Here is a 26,043-nt window from a genome sequence, read left to right on the forward strand (position 1 = left end):
CCTTCGATCGGAGCGAAGATGAGCGAACCGTCCCTCGACGCCGTACGCCGTGATCAGTCCGGCTGGATTTTTCTGCATATCGAAGGCGAGCCGTACGATCGCGGTGAGCAGCACGGCCAGTTGCTCGCCACCGAAATCCAGAACGCGATCCGCACCGCCCGCTACCTGGCGAAATGGGACACCGGCGAAGATTTCGATACCTTCGTCGAGGCCGCCGTATCCCAGTTCGCCAACAAACTCGACACCGAATTCGCCGACGAAATCCAGGGCATCGCCGACGGCGCCAAATTGCCGTTCGCCGAAGTGCTGGCCTGGAACGGCTACATGGATCTGCTGCAAAGCTGGTGGCCGAGCCATGCGGCGGCCCAGCAGCCGCAGCTCGGCGTGAAGCCGTGGCGCGGACGCCGTGGCCATCACTGCAGCGCGTTCATCGCCACCGGCAATGCCACCCGCGACGGGCGCATCGTCATGGCGCATAACTCGTGGGACCGCTACGCCGCGGGCGACGCATTCAATGTTGTGTTCGACATCGTGCCGGATCGCGGCAACCGCATCCTGATGCAGGGCTTGCCGGGCTGCATCTCCAGCCTCACGGATTTCTGGGTCACCCAGGCCGGCCTGATGGTCACTGAAACCACCATCTCCAACTTCGTCGGCTACAACGCGGCCGGCGCGCCGGAGTTCTACCGCTCGCGGCGCGCGTCGCAATATGCCAACGACATCGGCGAATGGTGCGAGATGTTCGCGGTCGCCAATAACGGCGGCTATGCGAACAGTTGGCTGCTCGGCGACACAAAGACCGGCGAGATCGCGCGCTACGAACTGGGACTGCACTATTCCGGTTTCGAGAGCACGAAAAACGGCTTCTATAGCGGCTACAACACCGCGACCGATCTGAAGATCCGCAACCAGGAATGCATCGGCGAAGGCGAAGACTATACGGACGTACGCAAGAACGGCGCGCGCCGCCTGCGCTTCATGCAGCTCGAAGAAATGCATCACGGCAAGATCGACGCCGAACTCGCGAAAGAGATGATCGCCGATCACCACGACGTCTATCTCGATCGCAACGACAACCCCTGCTCGCGCACCATCTGCGGGCATCTGGAACTGGACGACGCGCGCTTCGGCGGCACCGACCACGGGCCGTTCAATCCGTGGGGCGCCAACGACGGCAAAGTGGTCGACAGCGACATGGCGCGTGCAATGGCCTTCACCGCGCGCTGGGGACATCCGTGCGGGCGGCCGTTCGACGCCCAGGCGTTCATGAAGCGCCATCCGCAGTGGAACTGGCTCAACGGTTACATGCGCGACCGGCCGTCGTGGCCGTGGACCCGCTTCGAGGTGCTGCGCTAGACGGGGCGCGCTTGTTGGCTGGCGGCCGCTTGCCGCCTGCGTGTTGCCTGTTTTTGACTTGCTTGTGACCTGACTGCGACCTAGGTGCCGCCCGCTTGCGATTTATTGCAGCGCAACATAGGCGCGAAACGGTCGTTCGCGACGACGCTGCCTTTTTCCTGCCATCATGTGAAATCTACAATTCGGTTTTGTCTATTTTGCGCGCGCGCCGCAGCCGTTTGCCATCTAAGATGGTAGGTGCATGCCGCTCGCATGATGCAGAGCCACGTATGGGTTGTGCCCTCCTTTCGACGCGGGGACGGCACGGCGCGTGCTTCACCGTTAGCGCCGCATGAGCTTAGGAGGTCGGGCGATGAAAACCTCGACGCTGTTGACCATGGTGACGCTGTCAGCTTCGTGCTTCGCCGCGCCGGTTCACACCGCGCCCGACGGCACGTCCGCCAATACCCTTGCCGAACGCGCCGACGCCGCACCCGTCGCGCCGCCGGCGCCGGATGTTGCTGACGACAATCGTCCGCAACAATGGCAATTCATCGCGCTGCCCAAGTCGCGGCATCTCGAGCGCAGCTTCTCGGGCCAGAACGAACATTTGCAAACCTGAAAACAGCCCCTTGGGAGCATCTGCATGACCGCATCGGCTATTCCAGACGAATCGATTGATCTGCAGATCGCCGACGTTCTGCGCGAAGTCCGTTTCCCGACTTACAAGGACGCGCTGGTCGACGCCGCGCGCGAAGCCGGCGCGAGCAACGAAGTGCTGTCGATGCTCGACGGTTTGCCCGAACAGGATTATGCCGACGTGACGTCGGTCACGCGCCTGATCGGCGGCAACTTTGGACCGGGTTTGGGAGCATGAGCGGAAGGCAGGTCGCAATGCCTGGTTCGCCAGACTCACCTGATTCGCCTGATTTGGCCGGATCGCTTGCGTCCGCTCCGGGTAACCCAAAGTCCGACCCGCAGTCCACGCCAAAACCCTCCGCCGACTGGATCTATCGCTCGCCGCATTCGGGCGACACGAACGGCATCGAGCGAATCGAAGCCTTCTTCCATCACGCCGGTTATGCGATGCACCGGCACGATACCTATGCGATAGGCCGCACGCTCGCGGGCGTGCAGAGCTTTCACTACCGCGGCAGCACGTGCAACAGCCTGCCGGGCGGCACGATGGTCCTGCATCCCGACGAGCCGCACGACGGCCAGGCTGGCACGGGCGACGGTTTTCATTACCGGATGATCTACGTCGACCCGGCGCTGTTCCAGCAGGCGCTCGGCGGCAAGCCTCTGCCGTTCGTCAAAGGCGGCTTGTCGCGGGACCCGCGTCTCTTTGCTGCGACCGAAAGCCTGCTGCGCGCCACGGATTGCGCCATCGATTCGCTCGAACAGGACGATGCGCTCTACGATCTGGCGATCGCGCTCGACGCCGTGGCCGGTGCGGCGCCCACGCGCCGGCCGGTGGATTACCGCGCGGCGGAGCGGGCGCGCGAATATATGCTCGGCTCGCTCGACAACGCAGTGACGCTCGACGAACTGGCGGCTGCTGCTGGCCGTGACCGCTGGAGTTTGTCGCGAGATTTTCGCGCCCTGTTCGGCACGAGTCCGCACCGTTATCTGAGCATGCGCCGCCTCGATCTAGTGCGCCGGCTGGCGGTTCAGGGCGTACCGCTGGCCGCTGCAGCGGCGGCGGCCGGCTTTACCGACCAGAGCCATATGACCCGGCACTTCAAGCGCGCATGGGGCGTGGCGCCGGCACATTGGCTCAGGATGCTGGGACCTTCGGCGCGCGCAACGCGTTAAGACGGCGTTCGAGCGACATCGAGGCGTAGGGTGTTCGGCGGCGGCGCGGTGCCGCTCCCTCCGCGCCGCAACCGCGCGCACAAACGTACAAGACCCGATAGCGCCGCCCGCCCTACGCTCCTGTCTGACACCTACCGTTCAGGAGGAACACCTCGATGTCCAGTCATCCAACGATTCAATCGCCTCACCGCGCCATCAATTTTGCTGAAAAGCTGCAGCTCATCGACGACCAATGGCAACCGCGTGTCGTCGCGGAAATGAACGATTACCAGTTCAAGCTGGTGCGCATCGAAGGCGACTTTATCTGGCACGAGCATGCCGACACGGACGAAACGTTTATCGTGGTCGACGGACAGTTGCGCATCGACATGCGCGATGGATCCGTACTGCTTTCGGCGGGAGAAATGTTCGTGGTGCCCAAAGGCACCGAGCACAAACCGTACGCCGAGCGCGAGGTCAAGCTGCTGCTGATCGAGCCACGCGGCGTGAAGAACACCGGTGAGGAAAGCAACGAACGCACGGCGGCGAACGACGTGTGGATCTAACCAGACAGGCGCCCCCCCGCCGCGAGTAGGCGTGCTTCAGGCGCCCCGTGCCGATCGCGCGTCAAAGCGATGACGCCGCCGCGATTCCCCCGCGCGAAGTCGGGCGCTTCGGCCGGGCCGTATCGCCTGGCAGGGCTGACACCGGCAGGTCATCGGCATAGACCGGCGAGCTGCTCACGACACGCCGCGGCAGCGCGGCGCGCGGATCGCGTGTGTGCTCGTCGGTCTGCTGGAAATGCGCGACCAGGTGGTCGATAAACGTGCGTACTTTAGCCGGCAAATGAAGGCGGCTGGGGTACGCGATCGTGATTTCGATTTGCGGCAGCCGGTAATCGCCGAGCAACGGCACCAGACGCCCCGACGCCAGATCCCGGCCAATCAGATAGCTCGGCAAAATCGCCACGCCCATACCGAGCAGCGCGAACTGCCGCAGCATCTCGGTGTTGTTCGCAGCAATCGCGTTGGTGGGCCTGACCCGCACTTCGCCCTGCGGTCCGGTAAATACCTTCTCGTCACCGCCCTGCTCGGCAGGCCGGCTCAGACAAGGGTGTGTCAACAGATCCTCCGGGTGCACCGGTGTGCCGTGCTGCTCGAGATAAGCGGGCGTCGCGCAGACCGTCATGTAACCCGTCGTCAGACGCCGTGTGACGATGCTCGCGCTGCGCATCTGCCGCGCCACCATGATCCCGACATCGAAGCCCTCGTCCACCAGATCGACGTTGCGATCCGCCAGCGTCACGTCGGGCACCACATCCGGATAACGCTGCGCGTACGACTGCACCACCGGCGCGAGGCTATGCAGCCCGAACACCACCGGCGCGACGATGCGCAAGGTTCCGACCGGTTCGTGATTGCGCGCCACCACCATCTGCTCGACGCCTTCGAGGTCGTCGAGAATGGGGCGCACACGCTCCAGATAGGTCCTGCCGGACTCGGTCAGCGAGAGACGGCGCGTCGTGCGATTGAGCAGCCGCGTGCCGAGACGCGCTTCCAGATCCGCGACATGGCGCGTGACGACGGCGGTGGAAAGATCCAGCGCGCCAGCCGCGCCGACGAAACTGCCGAGGTCAGCGACCTTGACGAATACGCGCATCGACTGCAATTGATTCATGAGACGACTCCTGCCTCGGTAGCGCGGGGCCGGCGCAATGATGGCGCCTGTGTCGACCCGCACGACAAGGCGCGCGCGGATTTGCCCAACGATTCGATTGTATCGATCGGAGCATGTCCCAACCCTGACCCGAAGATGACAATTCGGTCAGGTTTCCGAGGCGCTCGCGACACTATGGCGAGGCTTATTCTGGAGATAAGCTAGGTATAAACCCTTAGATGCTGGTAACATAGCGGCCGAAAGGAATTTATCGCTATGCCACATCGTTTTCAGCTTCTCGAAAAAATCGCGTTTTCACTGGTTTGCTGGTCGGCAGCGGCTTGTTCGGCGTTCATCGCCTACGAGCGGTGCCCGCAGATCCAGGTCGTCCTGCACGTCGGTGAAGAAGTCCTGCGCTACAGCGGGCAGTATTCGTTCGTCTGCGCCACGCCGGTTGCGGACGCCTGCGCGCAGTTGCCGGCGAGCTGATTCGCCGATACTTCGGATACTTCTGGTCTGGCATTCGTCGGACTAATCAGGTGTCGACCCAGCGCCGATTGACCGTCGATCAGGCGCCGATCAAACGCTGATTAAGCGACGCTTAAGCGTCACTTAAGCGTCGCGCCCAAACACCACGCGCGCGAAAAATCCCGCCAGCACCGTTTCGGCCACCTCCGCCGACACATTCTGCGGATCGACCGTGTAGAAGAATTGCACGCCGTCGCACAATCCCATCAGGCCCATCGCCAGCGTCTCCGCCGGCAGCGGTAGCGGCGTGCCGACTCGCGCCGAGAATTCGCGAATGTACGCGCTCAATTGTTCGAGTTTCTCGTGCATGAACGCGTTAAAACGTATCCGGAAGCGGCCGTCGCGCACGGCGAGCAGCTTCGCCTCCACCCACATAAGGAAGCACTTGTTCTCGCGATGCAGGCTGCTGTAGTAGCGCAACACGCGCGCTTCCATCTCCTCGCGCGAGGCCGCCTCCTCAAAGATGGCATGCAAACCCGCCTGCATGACCTCGTGGTCGCGCCGCAGTAGTTCGAGGAACAACTCGTTCTTGCTGCGGAAGTTCGAATAGAACGCACCGCGTGTATAACCCGCCGCCCCGGCGATGTCTTCGACACTCGCCGCGACAAAGCCTTTCTTCATAAAAATCGCCTGCCCAGCGTCGAGCAGACGCTGGCGCGTCTGGTCTTTGCTCTGCTCGCGAGTAAGTCGTTGCCGTTTCATGGTCGCAAGTCTAGCACCGAAAAGAATTCCAATTCACCTCAACATTCAAATACAGGTGTGTATTAGAATGCACTCATCCATTCGAAGTCAGATGCGTATGCCAGTTGCATGATTCACATGCTCCGGGCCGCGCGTCTTCGCTGGCGGGCCGCTGCGGCTTGCCGTGTTCGTTCGCTGTCTCCAGTTGGGGTAATTGTGAAGCGTCCCGGTCTTCCCGCATCGCCTGCGATGCGCCAGCAGTTCCATCGGCCTGCCCGTCCCGCGCCTTTGGGCCGCGCGGCATTCGCGCTCGCGCTCGCCGGTATCGTCACGCTCGCCGCGTGCTCGAAGAAAGAGGCAGCCGCGCCTGTGCCCCGCCCCGTGGTCGCCGTCGCGGTACATACGGACGGCAGCGCGATGACTGCTGCATCGCTGCCTGGCGAAGTGCAGGCGCGCTACTCCACCCCGCTGTCGTTTCGCGTCGGCGGCAAAATCATCGAGCGGCGCGTTCGTTTGGGCGACGTGGTCAAGAACGGGCAAATCCTCGCCCGGCTCGATCCCGCGGATGCGCAGAAGAATGCGGCCAGCGCGCAAGCCCAACTGGAAGCCGCTCAACACAGCCTTGTGTATGCAAGGCAGCAACTCGATCGCGACCAGGCCCAGGCGAAAGAAAACCTGATTGCGCCCGCCCAGCTTGAACAGACCACCAATGCCTACGCGTCTGCCGCCGCACAGCGCGACCAGGCCGCGCAACAGGCGGCGTTGTCGAAAGATCAGTTGCAATACACCACGCTCATTGCCGATCACGCCGGCGTGATCACCGCCGAACAGGCCGACACCGGGCAGAACGTGTCCGCGGGCCAGGCCGTCTACAACCTCGCATGGAGCGGCGACATCGACGTGGTCTGCGACGTGCCGGAAAGCGCGCTAGCCGCGCTCTCGATCGGGCAAATCGCGAGGATCACGCTGGCCGCGCTGCCGGGCCGCAGCTTTACCGCGCGCGTGCGCGAACTGTCGCCCGCCGCCGATCCGCAAAGCCGGACCTACCGCGCCAAGCTCACGCTCGAGAATCCCGGCCCGGACGTGCGCCTCGGCATGACCGCCGACGTCGCGCTCGCTGCGCCTTCGTCTTCGCAGGCAGCCGCAACCCCGAACACTTCCTTTACCGTCGCTGCCACCGCCCTGTTCCACGACGGCACGCAGCCGGCCGTGTGGGTCGTGCGTCCCGCGGCTAACGCATCGGGTGACGGTACGTCAGGCGTCGGTACGCTGGAACTGCGCCGCGTGACGGTCACCCGCTATAACGAACGCACCATCGTGATCGGCCAGGGCCTCAAGGAAGGCGAACGCGTCGTCCTGCAAGGCGTGCATACCGTGACCGCCGGCGAAAAAGTCCACGTGATTCCGCCATTGCATCCCGAGGACTTCGCTTCATGAGCACCCCGCATGAAGAAGGACGCTTCAACCTGTCCGCATGGGCGCTGCGCCACCAGGCGCTAGTTGTCTTCCTGATCGCGCTCGCGACCGCGTTCGGCGTTCTCGCCTATACCCGTCTCGCCCAATCCGAAGACCCGCCCTTCACGTTCCGCGTGATGGTGATCCGCACCTTCTGGCCCGGCGCGACCGCGCGCCAGGTTCAGGAACAGGTCACCGACCGCATCGGCCGGAAATTGCAGGAAACACCCGCCATCGATTTCGTGCGCAGTTACTCGCGCCCCGGTGAATCGCTAATGTTTTTCTCGATGAAAGACTCGGCGCCGGTCAAGGACGTGCCCGAAACCTGGTATCAGGTGCGCAAGAAAGTCGGCGATATCGCGGCGACCTTGCCACCCGGCATTCAAGGTCCGTTCTTCAACGACGAATTCGGCGACGTCTACACCAACATCTATACCCTCGAAGGCGACGGCTTTTCCGCCGCGCAACTGCACGATTACGCCGACCAGTTGCGCACGGTGCTGCTGCGCGTGCCGGGTGTCGGCAAAGTCGACTACTTCGGCGATCCGGATCAGCACATCTACATCGAGATAACCAACACGCAACTCACGCGCCTCGGCATCTCGCCGCAGCAACTGGGTCAGGCGATCAATTCGCAAAACAGCGTCTCGCCGGCGGGCACGCTGACCACCACCGACGACCGCGTGTTCGTGCGCCCCAGCGGCCAGTTCAAGGACGTCAATGCGCTCGCCGACACGCTGATCCGCATCAACAACCGCTCGTTCCGTCTCGGCGACATCGCGACCATCAAGCGCGGTTACGACGATCCGGTCGCCACGCAAATGCGCTCGGGCGGCAAGGCGGTGCTCGGCATCGGCATCACGATGCAGCCGGGCGGCGACGTGATCCGTCTGGGCAAAGCGCTCGACCAGCAGATGGGCAATCTGCGCGGCTACCTGCCCGCCGGTTTGCATCTGGTCGAAGTGTCGAGCATGCCGAACGCGGTGGCCCATTCCGTCGACGATTTTCTCGAAGCCGTTGCCGAGGCGATTGCGATCGTGCTGGTGGTCAGCCTGCTGTCGTTGGGCGTGCGCACCGGCATGGTGGTCGTGATCTCGATACCGGTCGTGCTGGCCGTCACGGCGCTGTGCATGTATCTGTTCGACATCGGGCTGCACAAGGTGTCGCTGGGCACGCTGGTGCTTGCTTTGGGGCTATTGGTGGACGACGCGATCATCGCGGTCGAGATGATGTCGGTGAAACTCGAGCAAGGCTGGACCCGCACGCGCGCCGCCGCGTTTGCGTACACCAGCACCGCCTTTCCGATGCTGACCGGGACGCTCGTGACCGTATCCGGTTTCCTGCCGATCGCGTTGGCAAAGTCGAGCACCGGTGAATACACCCGTTCGATTTTCGAGGTGTCGGCGATCGCACTGATCGCGTCATGGCTCGCGGCCGTGGTGCTGATTCCGCTACTCGGCTATCACATGCTGCCGGAACGCAAGCGTGAGGCGCACGAAGCCGAGGATCATGAGCACGACATCTACGATACGCGCTTCTATACGCGCTTGCGTGGCTGGATCGGCTGGTGCATCGAGCGGCGCTTCGTCGTGCTGGCCATTACCGTCATGCTGTTCGTTCTGGCAATGGCAGGCTTCACGCTGGTGCCGCAGCAGTTCTTCCCGAGTTCCGACCGTCCCGAGTTGCTGGTGGACGTGCGCTTGCCGGAAGGCGCGTCTTTCGAAGCAACGTTGCGCCAGGCGCAGCGTCTGGAGAAAACGCTGGTGGGCCGTCCGGAAATCGATCATACGGTGGACTTCGTCGGCACCGGCGCGCCGCGTTTCTATCTGCCGCTCGATCAGCAATTGCCGCAGCCGAATTTCGCGCAGTTCGTGATCACGGCGAAATCCGTGAAGGATCGCGAGAAGCTCGCACAGTGGCTCGAACCGGAATTGCGCAATAACTTTCCGGCAATCCGCACCCGCCTGTCGCGCCTCGAGAACGGGCCGCCGGTCGGCTATCCGGTGCAATTCCGCGTGAGCGGCGACGATATCGCCACGGTACGCTCGATCGCCGAACGCGTTGCCGCAACCCTGCGCGCCGATCGCGGCACCCGTAACGTCCAGTTCGACTGGGACGAGCCTGCCGAGCGCTCGGTGCGCTTCGAGGTCGATCAGAAGAAGGCCCGTGAGCTCGGCGTGAGCTCGGAAGACATCTCGAGCTTCCTCGCCATGACGCTCTCCGGCTACACCGTTACGCAGTATCGCGAGCGCGACAAGCTGATCAGCGTCGATCTGCGCGCGCCCAAAGCGGAACGCGTCGACCCGTCGAAGCTCGTCACGCTGGCCATGCCGACGCCAAACGGCCCCGTGCCGCTCGGCACACTCGGTCATCTGCGCAACGACCTCGAATACGGGGTGATCTGGGAGCGCGACCGGCAACCCACCATCACCGTGCAGTCCGACGTCGCTCCGGGCGCGCAAGGGATCGACGTCACCCACGCGGTCGATAAGGCACTGGGCCCGATTCGCGCCACGCTGCCGGTTGGCTACCGGATCGAAATCGGCGGCTCGGTCGAGGAAAGCGGCAAGGGGCAAACATCGATCAATGCGCAGATGCCGATCATGATCATCGCCGTGCTGACGCTCCTGATGATCCAGTTGCAAAGTTTCGCGCGTGTGTTGATGGTCGTGCTGACCGCACCGCTCGGTCTGATCGGCGTGGTCGCTACGCTGCTGCTGTTCGGTCAGCCATTCGGCTTCGTCGCGATGCTCGGGGTGATCGCGATGTTCGGCATCATCATGCGCAACTCGGTGATTCTGGTCGATCAGATCGAGCAGGATATTGCAGCGGGACACAAGCGCTTCGACGCGATCGTCGGCGCGACCGTGCGACGTTTCCGGCCGATTACGCTTACCGCGGCAGCCGCCGTGCTCGCGCTGATTCCGCTGTTGCGCTCCAACTTCTTCGGCCCGATGGCCACTGCGCTGATGGGCGGCATTACGAGCGCGACCATCCTTACGCTGTTCTATCTGCCGGCCCTGTACGCCATGTCGTTCAGGGTGCGCAGCGACGAGCGCGAGCCGCCGGCGCCCTCTGGCGCGACGCATACGGGGAACTGAGATCATGGCTAACTTCGCACTTCCTCGACACTTGCGCCTCACGCTTCTGAGCGGCGCCGCGCTGGCCCTCGCCGCCTGCTCATTCGGGCCGAACGGCGAGCCGCCCGCAATGCCGCAGCCGGCCCACTACGGCGCCGAAGCACAGCCGACGCAAACCGTGCCCGCACAGGGCGTCACCCAGCAATTCGTGGTCGGCGCGAAACCTGTGCCCGAATGGTGGAAGCTGTATCAATCGGAGGGGCTAAACGCCCTGGTCGACGAAGGCTTGCGTAACAGCCCGACGCTTGCCGCGACCGACAAGAGCCTCGCCGCCGCGCGTGAGCAACTGCGCGCCCAGATCGGCAGTTCGATGCTGCCGACTATCGACGCGGGCGGACAGGCCACCCGCAATCGCGCGCTGGCGATTCCCGAAGTCGGTCCGAACACGTTCCTCTACAACGTCTTCGTCGGTCAACTGCAGGCGCACTACACGTTCGACCTGTTCGGCGCGGCGCGTCTTGCCGATGCCGCGCTCGCGGCTCGCGTGAATGTGCAGGCCTATCAGTTCGATGCCGCGCGCCGCGCGCTGGCCGCCAACATTGTGACGGCGGCGATCACGAGTGCGGCGTTGCGTGCGCAGATCGACACGACCGAGCGGCTCGTGACGCTCGCCAACGACCAGGCACGCGACACGCAACGGCGCTACGCATTGGGCGCGGTGTCGCACGCCGATCAGTTGAGCGCGCAACAAAGCGCGGCGAGCCTGTCGGCAAGCTTGCCGGGTTTGAAGCAGCAATGGCTGACGACACGCCATGCTCTCGCGGTGCTGCTCGGCCGCACGCCGGACGCGGCGCCGGCCGACCTTGACCTTGCACAACTGCACGTGCCCGAACAGGTACCGGTCGTGGTGCCCTCCGAGCTGCTGCGCAGCCGGCCGGACATTCAGGCTGCGGACGCCGCCCTGAAGGCTGCCGCGGCCGACGTCGGGGTCGCGACGGCGCAGATGTTCCCCAGTCTTTCGCTGAGTGCATCGATGGGGCAAGGCGGCTTTAGCTGGCCGGTGGCCTTATCCGGCGCCGGGGCGATCTGGAGCATTGGCGCGTCATTGTCGCAACCGCTGTTTCATGGGGGCGCCCTATTCGCCCAGCGCCGCGCGGCGATCGACACGTACGACGCCACGGTCTCGCAATATAAGCAGACCGTGCTGAGCGCCTTCCAGAATGTGGCCGACACGCTTGCAGCGCTACAGCACGACACGCAGGCCCTCGACGCGGCGAACATTGCCGCGCGCTCCGCGCAAGGAATTTTCGACGAAACATCCGGACGTTACCGGCTGGGAGCGTTGCCGATCGCCTCGACGCGTTCGAGCGAACAGCAATTCCGCAACGCGCAGCTTGATGAGATCCGCTACACCAGTGCGCGGCTGACGGACACGGCGGCTTTGTTCCAGGCGATGGGCAATCCGCCGGTCGAATCGGCTCCCTCTGCCGCGGCGGCTGTCCCGGCAGTTCCTGCAACGAACGCGGATGTTTCCAATTAAACCTGGGATTCCGTACTGACGCCAGCGGACTTATCCCCAGTTTATGTTGATGAGGCTGTTGAAAACTTTCTGACAAGCGGGCTAACACCTTGAGCGCGCGGGGTTTTCTGATTGCGGTGCGGAATGAACCAGGGGCTGCGAAATAAGCCATTTGCTAGCGACGAAGGCCGTTGGGAGGCCTCAACATGCTGCAACGTTATCCCCAATTTATGTTGACAGGGCTGTTGATAACTATGGGGCTACCCGCTTAAGTGCTTGATGCAAATCGGTTTGTCGCCCAAGGCGCGACCAGATGCAGGGCTGATCGGTCACCCGTCTCACACGGAGGGGCTTTTTGTGGGGCAAGGCCTTATCCACAGATTTTGTTGAAAGGCTTGTTGATAACGCCTGGACATCCGGGATAAGTGCTTGAGTGCGCAACGAAATCAGGCGCAGACATTCCGGAATCCGTGGAGAGCGGAGATTGGTTTTGAACAAGCGCATCGGCGCGCGCAGCGCCGCCGGAGGTATGACTGCCTTGTCACCAAGGCGGAGTGTGCGAGGACACAGATTCCAGATGCACCACTACCGTGGCTGCGCGGGGGACCCGCTTATGAGCTGGCGGTGTAAAGCCGCTTTCTTTTGCCTACTTTTCTTTGCGGCAGGCAAAGAAAAGTAGGTGCCGCCCCGCACAGGGGCAACGCTAATAGACCACTAACAGAGCAAGGAAAGGCCAAAAACAAAAAAACCAACAACCCAGCGCCCCGCGCTAATAAACCCCTGCCTCCCCAACAGGCCGATTCTTAAACCGCTTATGCACCCAATAATACTGATCAGGAATCCGACGCACCTGCGTCTCAAGAAACTCAGTAATCCGCCGTGCATCAACCGAAACATCATCCGAAGGAAAGTCACTTAGCGCGTCGAAGATAGTCAGCTTATACCCGCGATAGCCGGGCAAGACTTCAGTAACAAACGGCACCACCCTCGCATTCCCGGCCCGCGCCATCCGCGAAACGGACGTGAGCGTACAAGCCGGCACACCAAAAAACGGCACAAACACCGAATCCCGCAGCCCAAAATCCATATCGGCGGCCAGCATGACGGGCTTGCCCTCCCGCAACACGCGCAGGGCACGCCGCACACTATCGCTGCGCGGAATCATCTCCGTGCCAAAACGCCCCCGCTGCCGCTTGGCCATCGCGTCGAGCAGGAGATTCGACATTGGCGTATACAGCGACGCAACCGGATGCCGCGTCGAATACATCATGCAACCGGCCTCGATCCCGACAAAATGGAAACCGACAAAAATCGTCGGCTTGCCCTGCATGTCAGTGAGATCGATCGCGCTCTCCACTTCGACAAGACGCGCCAGCGACTGCGCATTGCCGAACCATTGCGGGCCGCGCTCGACATAACTACGGATGACATGACAGAAATGCGCCCGCGCGAGGCGTTCGCGCGCTTCGTCGCTCATGTCGGGAAAACATAGCCTGAGATTGGTATGCACGACGCGCCGGCGCGCGCTCGGGATCCGGTACAGCAACGCACCAATGCCCGTTCCGATACGCGCAACCACGCCGTACGGCAGCAGAGCGAACGCGCGCAGCAGACCTGTCATCAGACAGATGAGTATTCGACTTTTCAAGAGGCAACTGCCCGGTGGATGCTGGATGACAATCACCCCAGCCGCTGCAACCTGACGGTCACCCACGGGCGAAGTGGCATGTGCACGCGTAAATGGGTCTCGCGCGGCACGAATTTCGAAGATGGACGCCTCGCTCGCGACGAGGCACAGCAGTGCTGGAGGCTAAAACCGCTCGGGAATCGAGCGTCCGGATAGGACCAGTCTGAAAACACCGCAGGCGTGATTAAAACACACTGGCAGAGGCGGGAACAAAAACTGCGGGAGGGGTTCACCCGTATAGCGCCATTGATCCGCGCCAGGCCGCGATTCCCCGCCCTTTCAAAAATCAGCCTGTGTGGCTCCGGGTAAGCCGCACAGACCCGCTACGCCGTCAGCCGCCCCCCGACAAGAAGCGCCAGAGGAGCTCAAGGCTTGTTCGTCTCGAACAGATCCATGATCTGTTTCTTTTCATTCGACGAGACGCTCGGCACCGGCACCGCCGGTGGTGTCATGCCAGCCGGCCCCACGCCGCCCACCGCGTCGCTCGCGCCGGCGGTCGGATTCGCCGAATCGAGGCCGATGCTGGCCACGAACCCGTTACCCGGCGTCATGTCCGTATAGAACAGTTCGCCGTCGACGGAGGTCACGCCGTCCGGCTGCGCCGGCTCACTTTGCGGCACGCCGCGCAACGCGCGCTGCATGTACTCGACCCAGATCGGCAACGCGAGCTGCGCGCCAAACTCGCGGCTGCCGAGGCTCTTCGGCTGGTCGTAACCCATCCACGCCACCGCCACCAGCGACTGCTGATAACCGGCGAACCAGCCGTCCTTCGCGTCGTTGGTCGTACCGGTCTTGCCCTGCAAGTCCGAACGATGCAGCACGTTGGTGCCCGCACCCGTGCCGGCCGTGGCCACCGAATGCAGCAGGCTGTTCATGATGTACGCGTTACGCGGTTCAAGCGTGCGCGGCGCATCGCGGCCGGCGGTCAGCGGTTGCGCTTTCGAGAGCGGCTCGCCGCGCGCATCCGTTACCTCGCTGATCAGATACGGATTGATGCGGTAGCCACCGTTCGCGAACACCGAATAGGCGCCCGCCGATTGCAGCGGCGTGACGAGGCCCGCGCCGAGCGCCATCGGCAGATACGGCGGAGTCTTGTCGGCATCGAAACCAAACCGCTGCGTGACAAAATCTTGCGCGTACTTGGTGCCGATGAACGACAGGATGCGGATCGACACCAGGTTCTTCGACTTCTGCAGCGCGAGCCGCATCGGCATCGGACCATCCGGCTGATCGTCGTCCTTTGGCTCCCACGCGTCGCCACCCGGCGTGCTGGGCGGGAAGTACAGCGGCGCGTCGTTGATGATCGTGGCCGGTCCGAGCCCCTTGTCGAGCGCCGCCGAATAGATGAACGGCTTGAAGCTCGAACCGGGTTGGCGCCACGCCTGCGTCACGTGGTTGAACTTGTTCTTGTTGAAGTCGAAGCCGCCCACCAGCGCGCGAATCGCGCCGTCCTGCGGCGTGAGCGAGACCAGTGCGCCTTCCACTTGCGGAAGCTGCGTGATTTGCCAGTTGCCCTTGTCGTCGGCGACGAGGCGCACAATCGAGCCCGGCCTGATCTTCGTGGCGGCCGTTGCGCGTGCGGAAAGCGCGCCGGCTGCGAAGCGCAGGCCGTCGCCGCTGATCGTCACTTCGGTGCCGTCGACCAGTTGCGCCTTCACCTGCTTCGGATTCGCGTCCGTCACCACGGCGGCGATGATTTCGCCGTTGTCGGGGTGATCGGTGAGCGCATCGTCGATCGTCTGATCGCGGTCGTCGCCCGGCGCGGGCAATTGCACGAAGCCTTCCGGCCCACGGTAGCCGTGACGCCGCTCGTAATCCATCACGCCCTTGCGCACCGCGCGATAGGCGGCGTCCTGGTCGGCGGAGTCGATCGTGGTGGTGACGTTCAGGCCGCGCGTATAGGTTTCGTCCTTGTACTGCGCGTACATCATCTGGCGCACCATTTCGGCGATGTACTCGGCATGCACGCTGTATTCGTTGCCCGGATTGCGCGTATGAATCTCTTCCTTGACGGCCTGGTCGTACTGATCCTGCGTGATGTATTTCAGTTCGAGCATGCGCTTCAGAATGTATTCCTGACGGATCTTCGCGCGCTTCGGATTGACCACCGGGTTATATGCGGACGGCGCCTTCGGCAGGCCCGCCAGCATCGCGGCCTCAGCCAGCGTGATGTCTTTCAGATCCTTACCGAAATACACGCGCGCGGCCGCGGCAAAACCGTACGAGCGCTCGCCCAGATAAATCTGGTTCATGTAGACCTCAAGGATCTGGTCCTTGGTCATCGCGCGCTCGATCTTGTACGCGAGCATCATTTCGTAAATCTTGCGCGTGTAAGTCTTCTCGCTCGAGAGGAAGAAGTTGCGCGCCACCTGCATCGTGATCGTGCTTGCCCCCTGGGAGGCGCCGCCATGCATCAGGTCGGAGACACCCGCGCGCAAGATGCCGACGAAGTCGACGCCGCCGTGCTCGTAGAAGCGATAGTCTTCGATCGCGAGCACGGCCTTTTTCATCTGGTCCGGAATGTCCTGGAAGCGCACGATGCTGCGGCGCTCCTCACCGAACTCGCCGATCAGCACGTGGTCCGCGGTGTACACCCGCAGCGGCACTTTCGGCCGATAGTCGGTCAGTGCGTCGAGCGACGGCAGTTGCGGCCCCATCACCACGAGCGCGTAACCGACGATCAGCGCGCCCACCACGGCGAGTGTCGCCAGCAGACCGAAAAACCCGATGACGATGGTTACGCCGAGCGACCGGCGACCGGCCTCAGCGTCGCGCGAAGCAGCGTTGCGTCCTGGAGTGCGGTGGTAGGCGTCCCGGTCTTCACCAGCCGGAGAGTTTGAGGAATGCGGTCGTTTGATGATTGGCATGACTGGAATGTTAGGCGCGCAACTCAACGCCTTTCTGCATGAGGCGCAAAACACCGCGCGGCCCTACGCCCCCGGGCGGCCGCACGGCACGCCTGGGACTTGTCCGGCGCAACGTAACAGCGCATTTTAAAGAAATCAAGCGCCGTCCAAGACAGTTTTTTTGTAAGAATTCCCTTCGCGAGGCGCAACAGCGGGTGTCCTGAGCAAGCGGACAGGCGCCCGGCGCGGCCCGCCAGGGTTATCAACAGAAATTGTTGAAAGGCCTGTGGACAAGCCCGCCGGAAACGCTACAACTCGTTGATGTCACGGGATTTTCACGTTGCGCCCGTTCCGCATCGGCGCAACTCGTCATATGATGGACTCGGCGCGCGGGTCGTCAACGGCGCGCGCGACGGCGTACGCCAGAAACACACCCTGAATCGCCAATGCCAACAAGTATGCGAGCCGACCATGAACAAGCCCAGCGAACGCATCGTCGTATTCGTCACGACCGCTCAGAAACGCGCGATCGCCGCCATCGCCGACGATCTGGGCATTAGCGTCAGCGAACTGATGCGGCGCGCGGTGTTAAGTTTTGGCGCGACCAGCGAGCAGGTGAAAGCGGCCGGCATCGTCGACCGGCTACGAGCACCGCGCGCGCCAGACGCGCTCGACGCGGCGCTGCAGCGCGTCGCACAAGGCACGCGCAACGCACGGGCGGCGCTCCCGCCTGCCCTGCGAACCCGTGGTGACAACGAGTCTGCCGTATCGGCGGACGGCGCGGCGGCAGCGCAGGCGAATGAATTATTAGGTACACCCGCAGGCGGAAGCCCCGGGCCGTTACTGCCGGCCGGTGTACTGGCCGCGCTCACCGCCACCGCCGAGGAAATCGAAGCCGCCGCGGCCGCCGAAGCGGTGGCGCGCGTCACTGCGGCCAAAGCGGCGTCCGTTGCGGACTCGGCGCAGCAACCGGACGACATGCAAGCGCAGGTGCGCAACGCGCTCAAACGTCCGCGTGTCAGGGCCGTGCGCGACGAAGACGATCCTCAGGGCGACCCCAGCACGGAAGGCGGCCGCTTCGCATAAAAGCACAGGTTGACAATCGAACAACCCGATCCGCCGCGCATCGGCACGTTACCGCTCGAGGCAGGCAAGCCGCTCCTGGCACGCCCGTTCACATCCGCGACACTCGCCGCACCGACACTCGTTGCTCGAATGCCCGCCGCATGGATGCCAGAATACAAATGGAAGCGCTGGCGTCATCGCGCCCTTTAAGGGGGTTTTAAGAGAATGCGTGGTGTAATATCCGCGGACGGCTGAATGACTCGCCGCGCGTTTTAACCGCTGACGCAATGTGTAAATCGGTTGCAAACCGTAAATTTATCGCGCCGCTATTGCAATCGGCGAGCGCGCCCCGAAATCCGGTCCGAACGTTGCGCAGCTTCTCGCGTAGCGGCGTAAAGTAGTATCGGAAAGCAGTTAAAGCGCGTGGGAATTATTCAGCGCCGATTTCATTCTTTGGAGGTTTTCATGTCGCTTTTTGACAGCATTTCGCGCACGCTTAAAGGTCTCCTGAACGACGCAGCCGATTCCGTGCAGGATCCGTCGCGTGATTCACGCCAGATTGTGCGCGAACTCGACGAGAGCATCGCTAAAGCCGAGAACTCGCTGATCGAGATTCAGGCGCAAGTCGCCACGCAACAAAGCAAGCGCGATGTTGCCGCCGACAAGGCGAAGAAGTACGAAGACGGCGCGAAGCGCGCGCTGCAATCCGGCGACGAAGCGCTCGCGCGCGAAGCCCTCGGCGCGCAAGCCACGGCCGAAGCCGAGCGCGATGCGCTGGCGAAGGAATTGACTACGTTGGAGCCGTCGGTTGCGCAGTTGAAGAGCCAGATCGACGACATGCGTGGCCGTCGTAACGACCTGAACGCGCGCTCGAATATTCTGCAAGCCAAGCAGCAGATCGCTCAGGCCAAAGATGTTGCGGCCACCGCGCTGGGCGGCATCGGCGGCAAGAATCTGTCTGAAGATTTCCAGAAGCTGGAAGACAAGGTTGCATTGTCGAATGCCCGTTCCGACGCGCGCCTGAATTCGGCTGACGTGAAGAGCGGCAAGGCGCTCGACGACAAGCTCGCGGATCTAAACCGCGGTCCGTCCGTTGAAGATCGTCTCGAAGCGTTGAAGAAGCAGCTCAACACGCCGGCGCAGTGATCGCATCAGCAGCAAATACCGGTGGCCGTCACGCAGCCGGTGTGCCGGCCGCCGGATACGCCGGCCGCCGGTATCAACTGAAGGAGACGGGTGCATCGCACCCGGTCCGCAAATGAAAAAGTTTCTCACAAGCGTGTTCGCGTCGCTGCTGTTCGTATCGGCTGCGGCGTTTGCTGTGCCGACGGTCCAGCAGATCGAATCCGCCATGTCGCAAGGCAACTGGCAGCAAGCCGATGCCGGTTTGAGTGAAGTGTTGCAGGCGCATCCGAACAATGCCCGCGCGCACTACCTGTACAGCCAGGTGCTCGATCGCGAAGGCCGCTATGCCGACGCCCTCGCCCAGGTGCAACAGGCCAAGACACTCGATCCACAAATCCGCTTCACCGATCCGACCCGCTTCGCGCAAACCGAAGCGCGGATCCGCAAAAACGCTGAACAGGCCGGTGGCAACACCACGAACCGCGCAGCCAACCCGTTCGTGCAGCAGAATTCGCCGGCCGTGCAGCAGTCCGCGATGGTGCCGCAGGCGCCGCAACGGCATGGCCCCGGCATCGGCATGTGGGTCGGCATCATTCTGTTGATCGGCGTGATCGCACTGGTGCTGCGCTGGACCTTGCGCCGCGCCCGCTCGCAAGACGATTCGCGCGCCGACGATGATCGCCGCGTGCAACTCAAGCGTGCGACCGAGATGCTCAACGCCGTGCGCTCGTTGAAGCTCGACGTGAAGCTTTCCACCGTGCAAGGTCATGAGGCATTGGAGAAAGAAGTCGAATCGACCGAAGAACAGTTGCGCGGTCTCGTCGAAACGCTGTCGAACGGCAAGAATCCGGTGCCGCCGTATCAGCTCGACGAACTGGAGCAGCGCATCGGCAGCATGCGCGCCCGCGCCGACGGGCGGCCCGATCCCTATGCCACACCGGCCGCCAGCACACAACAGTCGCCGTATGCACAGGAAGCCGAACGTTTCGGCAACCCGCCGCAGCCTTATCCGCAGCAAGGACCGTATCAGCAGCAGCCGCAGGTCATCGTGCAACAAGGCGGCGGCGGTTTCGGCGGCGGCATGGGCGGTTTGCTGACCGGCGTACTGCTTGGCGAGGCGCTGAATTCCGGGCGTGATCGCGTCGTGGAACGTGACGTGATCGTCGACGACGAAACGCGCCGCCGCGGTGGCGACGGCGGCAATGGCGGCGGTCTCGACTTCGGCCAGGGCTCGAACGACTGGAACGACAACAGCGGCGGTGGCGTCGACCTGGGCAGCAACGACGATTCCAGCAGTTGGAGCGACACCTGAGCAGCTGAACGCTGCTCGAAATACCGCTCTCAAGCTGCAATGAAAACAGGCTCCTGTACGGAGCCTGTTTTTTTATGTCGATTCTTCCGTTAGGCTCGTCATGCCCCCACTGCCGCAGACGCCCTCACCGGCTCATGCTGCGCCAGCAGCACCGAACCCGCGAACAGCCGGACAATGAAACGCTCCGCATACGCGACCAGCGCTTCCCGGCGCGCACCGTTCCCGTCGATGTACTCCGCTGACAGATGGAACAACTGCAGCACGATCTGCGTGCAGACTTCGTCGACGGTGGCGCGCGTGAGCGTCGGCATCAACTCCAGTTGCACGACATCGTCCGCCATTTCTGCCGACACCTCGTGGAGGTTCGCCCGCACCGCTTCCCGCAGCGCCGGCGAGGTGCCGTGATACTCGACCAGCGCGCTCAGAAACGCCTCCCGATTCTCCAGTGCAAACGCAAAAAAAGCGACACACGCACGACGCGGCACGCTTTGCGGTTCGTCGTGCGCGGCCAGCCAGCGCTCGCGCCGCAGCATCGGCCGCAAGCGGCGGCTCACGGATTCGACCGCCTCGCGCGCGAGGTCGTCGAGCGTGTCGAAGTGGCGATAGAACGTATTGGGATTCAGCCCCGCCTCGCGCGCCAGTTCGCGCAGACCCAGACTTGCAAAGCTGCGTCCGCCTGCGGTCAGACGCAACGCGGCTTCGATCAGCTTGCGCTTGCCGGGCGCAAGATCCTGCCCGGCAACCGAGCCATGGTCGGCGGCCGATGCCGCTTTGGGTACGGAGTTCATGAGCTTTCAGTCAAAGCGCGGTTCGCGCGTTTAATAGTCGTACTCTAAACGATCTTGACGCGAAGTGTACAGTTGTCTACCCTGCGCGTTATGCGGGTGTAGACATATGTAGACACCCTGATTCTGTCTACCCCGGAGATCCGCCGTGACGCCTGCTTCATCCGCCCAACCCGCCGCGCCACGCATTGCCATAGTAGGCAGCGGATTTGCGGGCATCGGCATGGCGATCCGCCTTCTGCAGATGGGCATCACGTCGTTCACGATTTACGAGGCAGCCGGCGATATTGGCGGCACCTGGCGCGACAACACCTACCCCGGCGCGGCTTGCGATGTACCGTCGCATCTATATTCGTTTTCGTTCGAGCCGAATCCGGCGTGGTCGCGCGCGTTCGGCGGCCAGGCGGAGATCTTCGCTTACCTCAAGCATTGCGTGCGCAAATATGGCGTCGATCGCTATGTGCGTTGCAATGCGGGCGTGGTCTCGGCCCGTTTCGACGAAGCGCGGCAAACCTGGCAAGTCGGGATCGACTCGAACGGCACACGCGAAAACATCGAGGCCGATGTGGTGATCGCGGCGAGCGGCCCGTTATCGCGGCCGGCCATGCCACAAATCGCGGGGCTCCAACGTTTCGCAGGCAAACTGTTTCATTCGGCGCGCTGGGACCACCACTACCCGCTCGAAGGCAAGCGCGTTGCGGTGATCGGCACCGGCGCCAGCGCAATCCAGTTCGTGCCGCAGATCCAGCCACGCGTCGCCCGACTCGAACTGTTCCAGCGCACCGCGCCATGGATCATGCCCAAGCCGGACAAACCGGTCGGTCCGCGCGCGCGATGGTTGTTCCGCCATCTGCCGTTCACGCAGCGCTTCGTGCGCAACGCGATCTACTGGCAACTTGAATCGCGCGCGGTGGCGTTCGTCGTCAATCCGAAACTGATGAAGTTGCCGATGAAGTTCGGCATGAGCTATCTGGAGCGGCGCGTCAAGGACCCCGCGCTGCGCGCCAGGCTGACGCCGAACTACCGGCTCGGCTGCAAGCGCGTGCTGCTGTCGAGTGACTACTATCCGGCGCTCTGCCAGCCGAACGTCGACGTGGTGACGACCGGCATTCGCGAAATCGTCGCCGACGGCATCGTGACCGACGACGGCGCGCACCACCCGGTCGACGCGATCATCTGCGGCACCGGCTTCCAGGTCAACGACGTGGGCGCGCCATTCGAGGTGAGCGGCCTCGACGGCGCGGATCTTGGCGCGACGTGGCTGCGCGACGGACCGGAGGCGTATCTAGGCACCAGTGTCGCCAATTTCCCGAACTTCTTCATGATTGTCGGCCCGAATACCGGCCTCGGTCATAACTCGATGATCTACATGATCGAGTCGCAGGTGCAGTACATCGCCGATTGCCTGCGCGTGCTGCGCCGACGCAAGGCTCGCACCATGAACCTGCGGGCGGACGTGCAACGCGAATTCAATGAACGTCTGCAAAAGCAGATGCAGCACTCCGTGTGGGTTAGCGGCTGCCATAGCTGGTATCAGACGAAGAGCGGCAAGGTCACGGCGTTGTGGCCGGGTTTCACATTCAGTTTTCGCAAACGCACGCGGCGTGTGCGGCCGCACGATTATCGCTTCGCGCCTTAAAGCGGCGTGCGGGGGCTGAGAGGCTGCTCGCGAGACCGATGACGCTGGGACGATCTGCTTCAAACTAAAGGGAGACAACAATCATGGCAAGCATCGAATCCGCAACGCCCGGAACACCAGCATCAACCGCGCCACTGCCGCCCCGCTCGCTCGCCGCGCGCCTCGGCATCACCAGTGTGCCGCGCACCGAGTTACAGCGGCGCTATACGCAAAGCGGCTCGAAGTTCGTCAAGATCATGGGCGCCGACGTGCACTACGTCGACGAAGGCAGCGGCGATACGATCGTGATGATTCACGGTTTCGCCTCGTCGTTGCATACGTGGAATCGCGTCGCTGACGAACTCAAGCGCGAGCGTCGCGTGATCCGCCTCGATTTGCCGCCGTTCGGCGTGACCGGACCGCTGCGCTCGAACACCGGCGAGATCGAAACGATGAACCTGCCCACGTACCGGCGTTTCATCGACACGTTCATGCAGGCGCTCGGCATCTCGCGCGCGACGCTGATCGGCAACTCGCTCGGCGGCCTGATTTCGTGGGATTACGCGGTGCGCCATCGCGAGGCCGTCGAGCGGCTCGTCCTGATCGACTCGGCCGGATTTCCGATGAAACTGCCGATCTACATCGGCCTCTTCAATAGTGCGCTAGTGCGGGTCAGTTCGCCGTGGTGGTTGCCCGAAGCCATTATCAAGAGCGCGGTGCGCAACGTGTACGGCGATCCGCGCAAGATCGATGCGCTGACGCTGCGGCGTTACGTCGAATTCTTCCACGGCGAAGGCACGCGCGCGGCGATCGGCAAGATGGTGCCGACGCTCGATTTCAAGGATATCGACACTAATGTGCTGAAGACGCTGAAGGTGCCGTCACTGGTGCTGTGGGGAGCGAAGGATCGCTGGATCCCTCCTGCGCACGCGGCCGAGTTTGCGAGCCGCATTCCCGGTGCGAAATCGGTGATGTATCCAGGACTCGGTCACATTCCGATGGAAGAGGCGCCCGAGCGCGTAATGACCGATCTGCGCGCGTTTCTCGACACGAGCGCCGAGCGTGCTCCGGACACTGGGGACAGCCGCCGCGCGCCGGTCTGACCGTTCGCTTGCACGCTGCGCGCTCAACCGCCTCCGAGCAGGCGCAGCAGTCCCCAAAGGAATTTGCAGAGCATCACGATCAGTTCCCACAGGTGATAGAGCTGCTGCCAGCCGGAAACGCGTGCGAAAGAGTCGATCATGGTTGGCTGGTGAGAAATGAGTGGCGGCGGGTTGGTACGGCGAGTGCACATCATAACGACTGCGGGATACCCCGCATCAAGTCGACAGAAAGCGCGCCGTAAACATGCGAGAAGACGCGGCATCCGCAAACGGTGACCGCGCGAACCGACCCTACCCCACCGCGCCATCAAGGAGACCAGCATGACGCGTTTCAGCTTTCGCCGGGCCGGCCGTTCACAAACGGTCGTCGGCGATATTGCCGCGCAAGCGGGCAAACTGGGAATCGAGATCTGCGACGTATCGGGCCACGTCGAAGAAGTGGCCGCTCGCGTGCAGCATCAGGCGCAGGTCTGCCGCGCCCTGCGCGAATCGGCCGCGCAAACGCTCGCGGGCAATCATCGCATTGCCACCGCCGCGCGCGCCATGCGCAGCGTGTCGGCCGGCGCCGCAACGGGTGTGCAGGAGTCGCAGCAGACGCTGGAGGCGTCGCTCGCCGACATTCACGGGCTGGTGGAAGGCGTGACGGTGATCGAGAGCCAGATTGGCGCGCTGCGCAGTGCGTTGGCGCATGTGAGCCGCGTCTCTGAGGAGATCTCGCTGATCGCCCGTCAGACGCATTTGCTGGCGCTCAATGCCGCGATCGAAGCTGCGCGCGCCGGCGACTCCGGCAAGAGTTTCGCGGTAGTGGCAGCCGAGGTGAAGAACCTGTCGGCGAAGACCGCGCAGGCGACCGGCCAGATCGAAACGACGCTGGCACAGCTCACTCAGCAGACCGAGCAGTTGATCAGCGAAGGCTCGATGAATACGGCGCGTGCGCACCGGGTTCGTGAGGGCACCCGCAAGATCGGTGACGTCGTGCATGCGACGGGCGATGCGATTACGCAGCTCAACGACGAAGCTGGGCAAATCGCCGCGCTGACTGGCGAGATCGAGACGCAATGCAACGGGCTTGAGGCTCAGGTGCTGGAGATGGCGAGCGGGGTCGAGGATTCGAGCGAGAACTTCGTCCAGGCGAAGGACCGGCTGGGGAATTTGCTCGGCGTATCCGAGACGTTGATCGAACTGACCGCGGCCACCGGGGTGGAGACGACGGATACGCCGTTTATCGAAGCCGTGCAGCGGGCCGCGGCCGCGGTGGGCAAGGTGTTTGAGACGGCTGTTGCTCGCGGTGAAGTGTCGATTGAGGATCTGTTCGATCAGCAGTATGTGCCTGTTGCCGGGAGCAATCCGGCTCAGTTTGTTACGCGGTTTACTGCTTTTACCGATCGGGTTCTGCCTGCGATTCAGGAGCCTTTACTCGGGCTTGATCCACGTGTTGCGTTTTGCGCTGCTGTGGACGTGCGCGGGTATTTGCCTACGCATAATCTGAAGTTTTCTTTGCCGCAGCGCGACGATGTGGTCTGGAATATGGCGAATTGCCGGAATCGGCGGATGTTCGATGATCGTACCGGGATTGCGGCTGCGTCGCATGTCAAAAAGTTTTTGCTGCAGACGTATCGGCGCGATATGGGTGGCGGGCAGTTTGTTTTGATGAAGGATGCGTCGGCGCCTGTGTTTGTTGCCGGGCGGCATTGGGGTGCGGTGCGGGTTGGGTATAAGGTTTGATGGTTTTTTTTGCCTGTTCGGCGGGGGGTGTTGAGCTGGATTTTGGGCGTTGCCTTTGCTGTGTTCGTGGTCTGTTCTGTTGTTGGTCTTTTGGCCTTTCCTTGCTTTGTTAGTGGTTTATTAGCGTTGCCCCTGTGCGGGGCGGCACCTACTTTTCTTTGCCTGCCGCAAAGAAAAGTAGGCAAAAGAAAGCGGCTCACACCGCCAGCTCATAAGCGGGTCCCCCGCGCAGCCACGGTAGTGGTGCATCTGGAATCTGTGCCCCCGCACACTCCGCGCCGTTGACAAAGGACTCATCAGCTCCCACTCCGCACTGCGTGCGTCGCGGACGGGTCTGCTTGGGAAACCTGGGGGCTTCGTTTCGCGCAGCGGGGGCCATCGGCTGCGCCTCGGCGAGGCGCCGAATGCGCCAATATCCTGGGTTTTGAGGTCGCCCCCGCGTCAATTTCGGCTGGACCACGAAACGCGACCAACGGTGTTGTGAACGGGGTATCGGCGCGCGCAGCGCCGCCGGAGGTATGACTGCCTTGTCACTGAGGCGGAGTGTGCGAGGCGACAGATTCCAGATGCACTGTATTAGCCTGGACTCGATCTGACAGGTAGTCGGGTGCGTATTTCGGACGAAGGTGACCGGCCGTTTCGGGATCGTGACCGGCGATTTCGGCAACGTGACCGACCGTTTCGGGAACGTGACCGAACGGACCGGACGACAGGACTGGCGTTGCGCAT

20 protein-coding genes are annotated in these 26,043 nt (G+C 62.9%); 15 read left to right on the top strand and 5 right to left on the bottom strand.

All coding sequences use genetic code 11. The features are described 5' to 3' along the window. The first annotated feature begins 18 nt into the window (after nucleotides 1-18). From AC57B6_RS17990 to AC57B6_RS18010, 5 genes are all read left to right on the top strand, one after another. A complete protein-coding gene (locus AC57B6_RS17990) occupies nucleotides 19-1,356 on the top strand; it encodes a C45 family autoproteolytic acyltransferase/hydrolase (RefSeq protein WP_028196733.1) in 1,338 nt (445 codons plus the stop codon). A 352-nt stretch (nucleotides 1,357-1,708) separates the two neighbouring features. Beyond that, nucleotides 1,709-1,957: a hypothetical protein gene (locus tag AC57B6_RS17995; protein WP_028196734.1), complete on the top strand. Its 249-nt coding sequence runs from the start codon at nucleotides 1,709-1,711 to the stop codon at nucleotides 1,955-1,957. Nucleotides 1,958-1,981: 24 nt separating this feature from the next. Continuing rightward, a complete protein-coding gene (locus AC57B6_RS18000; protein ID WP_046569002.1) occupies nucleotides 1,982-2,212 on the top strand; it encodes a DUF2795 domain-containing protein in 231 nt (76 codons plus the stop codon). 17 nt (nucleotides 2,213-2,229) lie between these two features. After that, nucleotides 2,230-3,150, top strand: coding sequence for an AraC family transcriptional regulator (locus AC57B6_RS18005; RefSeq protein WP_496421813.1), 921 nt, complete (start codon nucleotides 2,230-2,232; stop codon nucleotides 3,148-3,150). Nucleotides 3,151-3,305: 155 nt separating this feature from the next. Continuing rightward, a complete protein-coding gene (locus tag AC57B6_RS18010) occupies nucleotides 3,306-3,695 on the top strand; it encodes a cupin domain-containing protein (protein WP_046569000.1) in 390 nt (129 codons plus the stop codon). Nucleotides 3,696-3,756: 61 nt separating this feature from the next. On the opposite strand, the gene AC57B6_RS18015 is transcribed toward AC57B6_RS18010, so the two are convergent. Then, nucleotides 3,757-4,806 carry a LysR family transcriptional regulator gene (locus AC57B6_RS18015; RefSeq protein WP_030103042.1) on the bottom strand — a complete coding sequence of 350 codons (1,050 nt, stop codon included), beginning with the start codon at nucleotides 4,804-4,806 and terminating at the stop codon, nucleotides 3,757-3,759. 255 nt (nucleotides 4,807-5,061) lie between these two features. Here AC57B6_RS18015 and AC57B6_RS18020 point away from each other — a divergent pair, with 255 nt between their 5' ends. Further along, a complete protein-coding gene (locus AC57B6_RS18020; protein WP_028196739.1) occupies nucleotides 5,062-5,274 on the top strand; it encodes a hypothetical protein in 213 nt (70 codons plus the stop codon). 123 nt (nucleotides 5,275-5,397) lie between these two features. On the opposite strand, the gene AC57B6_RS18025 is transcribed toward AC57B6_RS18020, so the two are convergent. After that, nucleotides 5,398-6,015 (bottom strand): TetR/AcrR family transcriptional regulator, encoded by a 618-nt coding sequence (locus tag AC57B6_RS18025; RefSeq protein WP_028196740.1) that lies wholly within the window; start codon nucleotides 6,013-6,015, stop codon nucleotides 5,398-5,400. A gap of 228 nt (nucleotides 6,016-6,243) precedes the next feature. On the opposite strand from AC57B6_RS18025, the gene AC57B6_RS18030 reads away from it, so the two are divergent. Genes AC57B6_RS18030 through AC57B6_RS18040 form a run of 3 tightly spaced genes read left to right on the top strand, consistent with a single transcriptional unit; the run spans nucleotide 6,244 to nucleotide 12,069 of the window. Next, on the top strand, nucleotides 6,244-7,431 hold the full coding sequence (locus AC57B6_RS18030; RefSeq protein ID WP_496421814.1) for an efflux RND transporter periplasmic adaptor subunit: 1,188 nt from the start codon (nucleotides 6,244-6,246) through the stop codon (nucleotides 7,429-7,431). Continuing rightward, on the top strand, nucleotides 7,428-10,550 hold the full coding sequence (locus AC57B6_RS18035) for an efflux RND transporter permease subunit (RefSeq protein ID WP_496421815.1): 3,123 nt from the start codon (nucleotides 7,428-7,430) through the stop codon (nucleotides 10,548-10,550). Before AC57B6_RS18030 ends, AC57B6_RS18035 begins: the two co-directional genes overlap by 4 nt. Nucleotides 10,551-10,554: 4 nt before the next feature. Beyond that, nucleotides 10,555-12,069, top strand: coding sequence for an efflux transporter outer membrane subunit (locus AC57B6_RS18040; RefSeq protein ID WP_474633758.1), 1,515 nt, complete (start codon nucleotides 10,555-10,557; stop codon nucleotides 12,067-12,069). A gap of 748 nt (nucleotides 12,070-12,817) precedes the next feature. On the opposite strand, the gene AC57B6_RS18045 is transcribed toward AC57B6_RS18040, so the two are convergent. Continuing rightward, nucleotides 12,818-13,696 (bottom strand): lipid A biosynthesis lauroyl acyltransferase, encoded by an 879-nt coding sequence (locus AC57B6_RS18045; RefSeq protein WP_028200660.1) that lies wholly within the window; start codon nucleotides 13,694-13,696, stop codon nucleotides 12,818-12,820. A 404-nt stretch (nucleotides 13,697-14,100) separates the two neighbouring features. After that, complete coding sequence (locus AC57B6_RS18050; RefSeq protein WP_444516504.1) at nucleotides 14,101-16,602, bottom strand: penicillin-binding protein 1A; 2,502 nt, start codon at nucleotides 16,600-16,602, stop codon at nucleotides 14,101-14,103. Between the two features lie 450 nt (nucleotides 16,603-17,052). On the opposite strand from AC57B6_RS18050, the gene AC57B6_RS18055 reads away from it, so the two are divergent. From AC57B6_RS18055 to AC57B6_RS18065, 3 genes are all read left to right on the top strand, one after another. After that, entirely contained in the window at nucleotides 17,053-17,667 is a 615-nt protein-coding gene (locus AC57B6_RS18055; RefSeq protein ID WP_030103036.1) for a hypothetical protein, read from the top strand. Between the two features lie 444 nt (nucleotides 17,668-18,111). Then, the gene (locus tag AC57B6_RS18060; protein WP_028200657.1) at nucleotides 18,112-18,792 is read left to right on the top strand and encodes a PspA/IM30 family protein; all 681 of its coding nucleotides are present in this window, start codon (nucleotides 18,112-18,114) and stop codon (nucleotides 18,790-18,792) included. Nucleotides 18,793-18,904: 112 nt separating this feature from the next. Further along, nucleotides 18,905-20,083 (top strand): tetratricopeptide repeat protein, encoded by a 1,179-nt coding sequence (locus AC57B6_RS18065; RefSeq protein WP_144194921.1) that lies wholly within the window; start codon nucleotides 18,905-18,907, stop codon nucleotides 20,081-20,083. A gap of 98 nt (nucleotides 20,084-20,181) precedes the next feature. On the opposite strand, the gene AC57B6_RS18070 is transcribed toward AC57B6_RS18065, so the two are convergent. Beyond that, nucleotides 20,182-20,871: a TetR family transcriptional regulator gene (locus AC57B6_RS18070; RefSeq protein WP_030103034.1), complete on the bottom strand. Its 690-nt coding sequence runs from the start codon at nucleotides 20,869-20,871 to the stop codon at nucleotides 20,182-20,184. Between the two features lie 145 nt (nucleotides 20,872-21,016). On the opposite strand from AC57B6_RS18070, the gene AC57B6_RS18075 reads away from it, so the two are divergent. From AC57B6_RS18075 to AC57B6_RS18085, 3 genes are all read left to right on the top strand, one after another. After that, entirely contained in the window at nucleotides 21,017-22,507 is a 1,491-nt protein-coding gene (locus tag AC57B6_RS18075) for a flavin-containing monooxygenase (protein WP_496421816.1), read from the top strand. A gap of 83 nt (nucleotides 22,508-22,590) precedes the next feature. Then, complete coding sequence (locus AC57B6_RS18080; protein WP_496421817.1) at nucleotides 22,591-23,589, top strand: alpha/beta fold hydrolase; 999 nt, start codon at nucleotides 22,591-22,593, stop codon at nucleotides 23,587-23,589. Nucleotides 23,590-23,910: 321 nt separating this feature from the next. Next, nucleotides 23,911-25,314, top strand: a complete 1,404-nt coding sequence (locus tag AC57B6_RS18085; protein WP_030103031.1) for a methyl-accepting chemotaxis protein — start codon at nucleotides 23,911-23,913, stop codon at nucleotides 25,312-25,314. Nucleotides 25,315-26,043 lie beyond the last annotated feature (729 nt).

The organism is Paraburkholderia sp. BGA-UO-ETr-F12 (assembly GCF_059567945.1).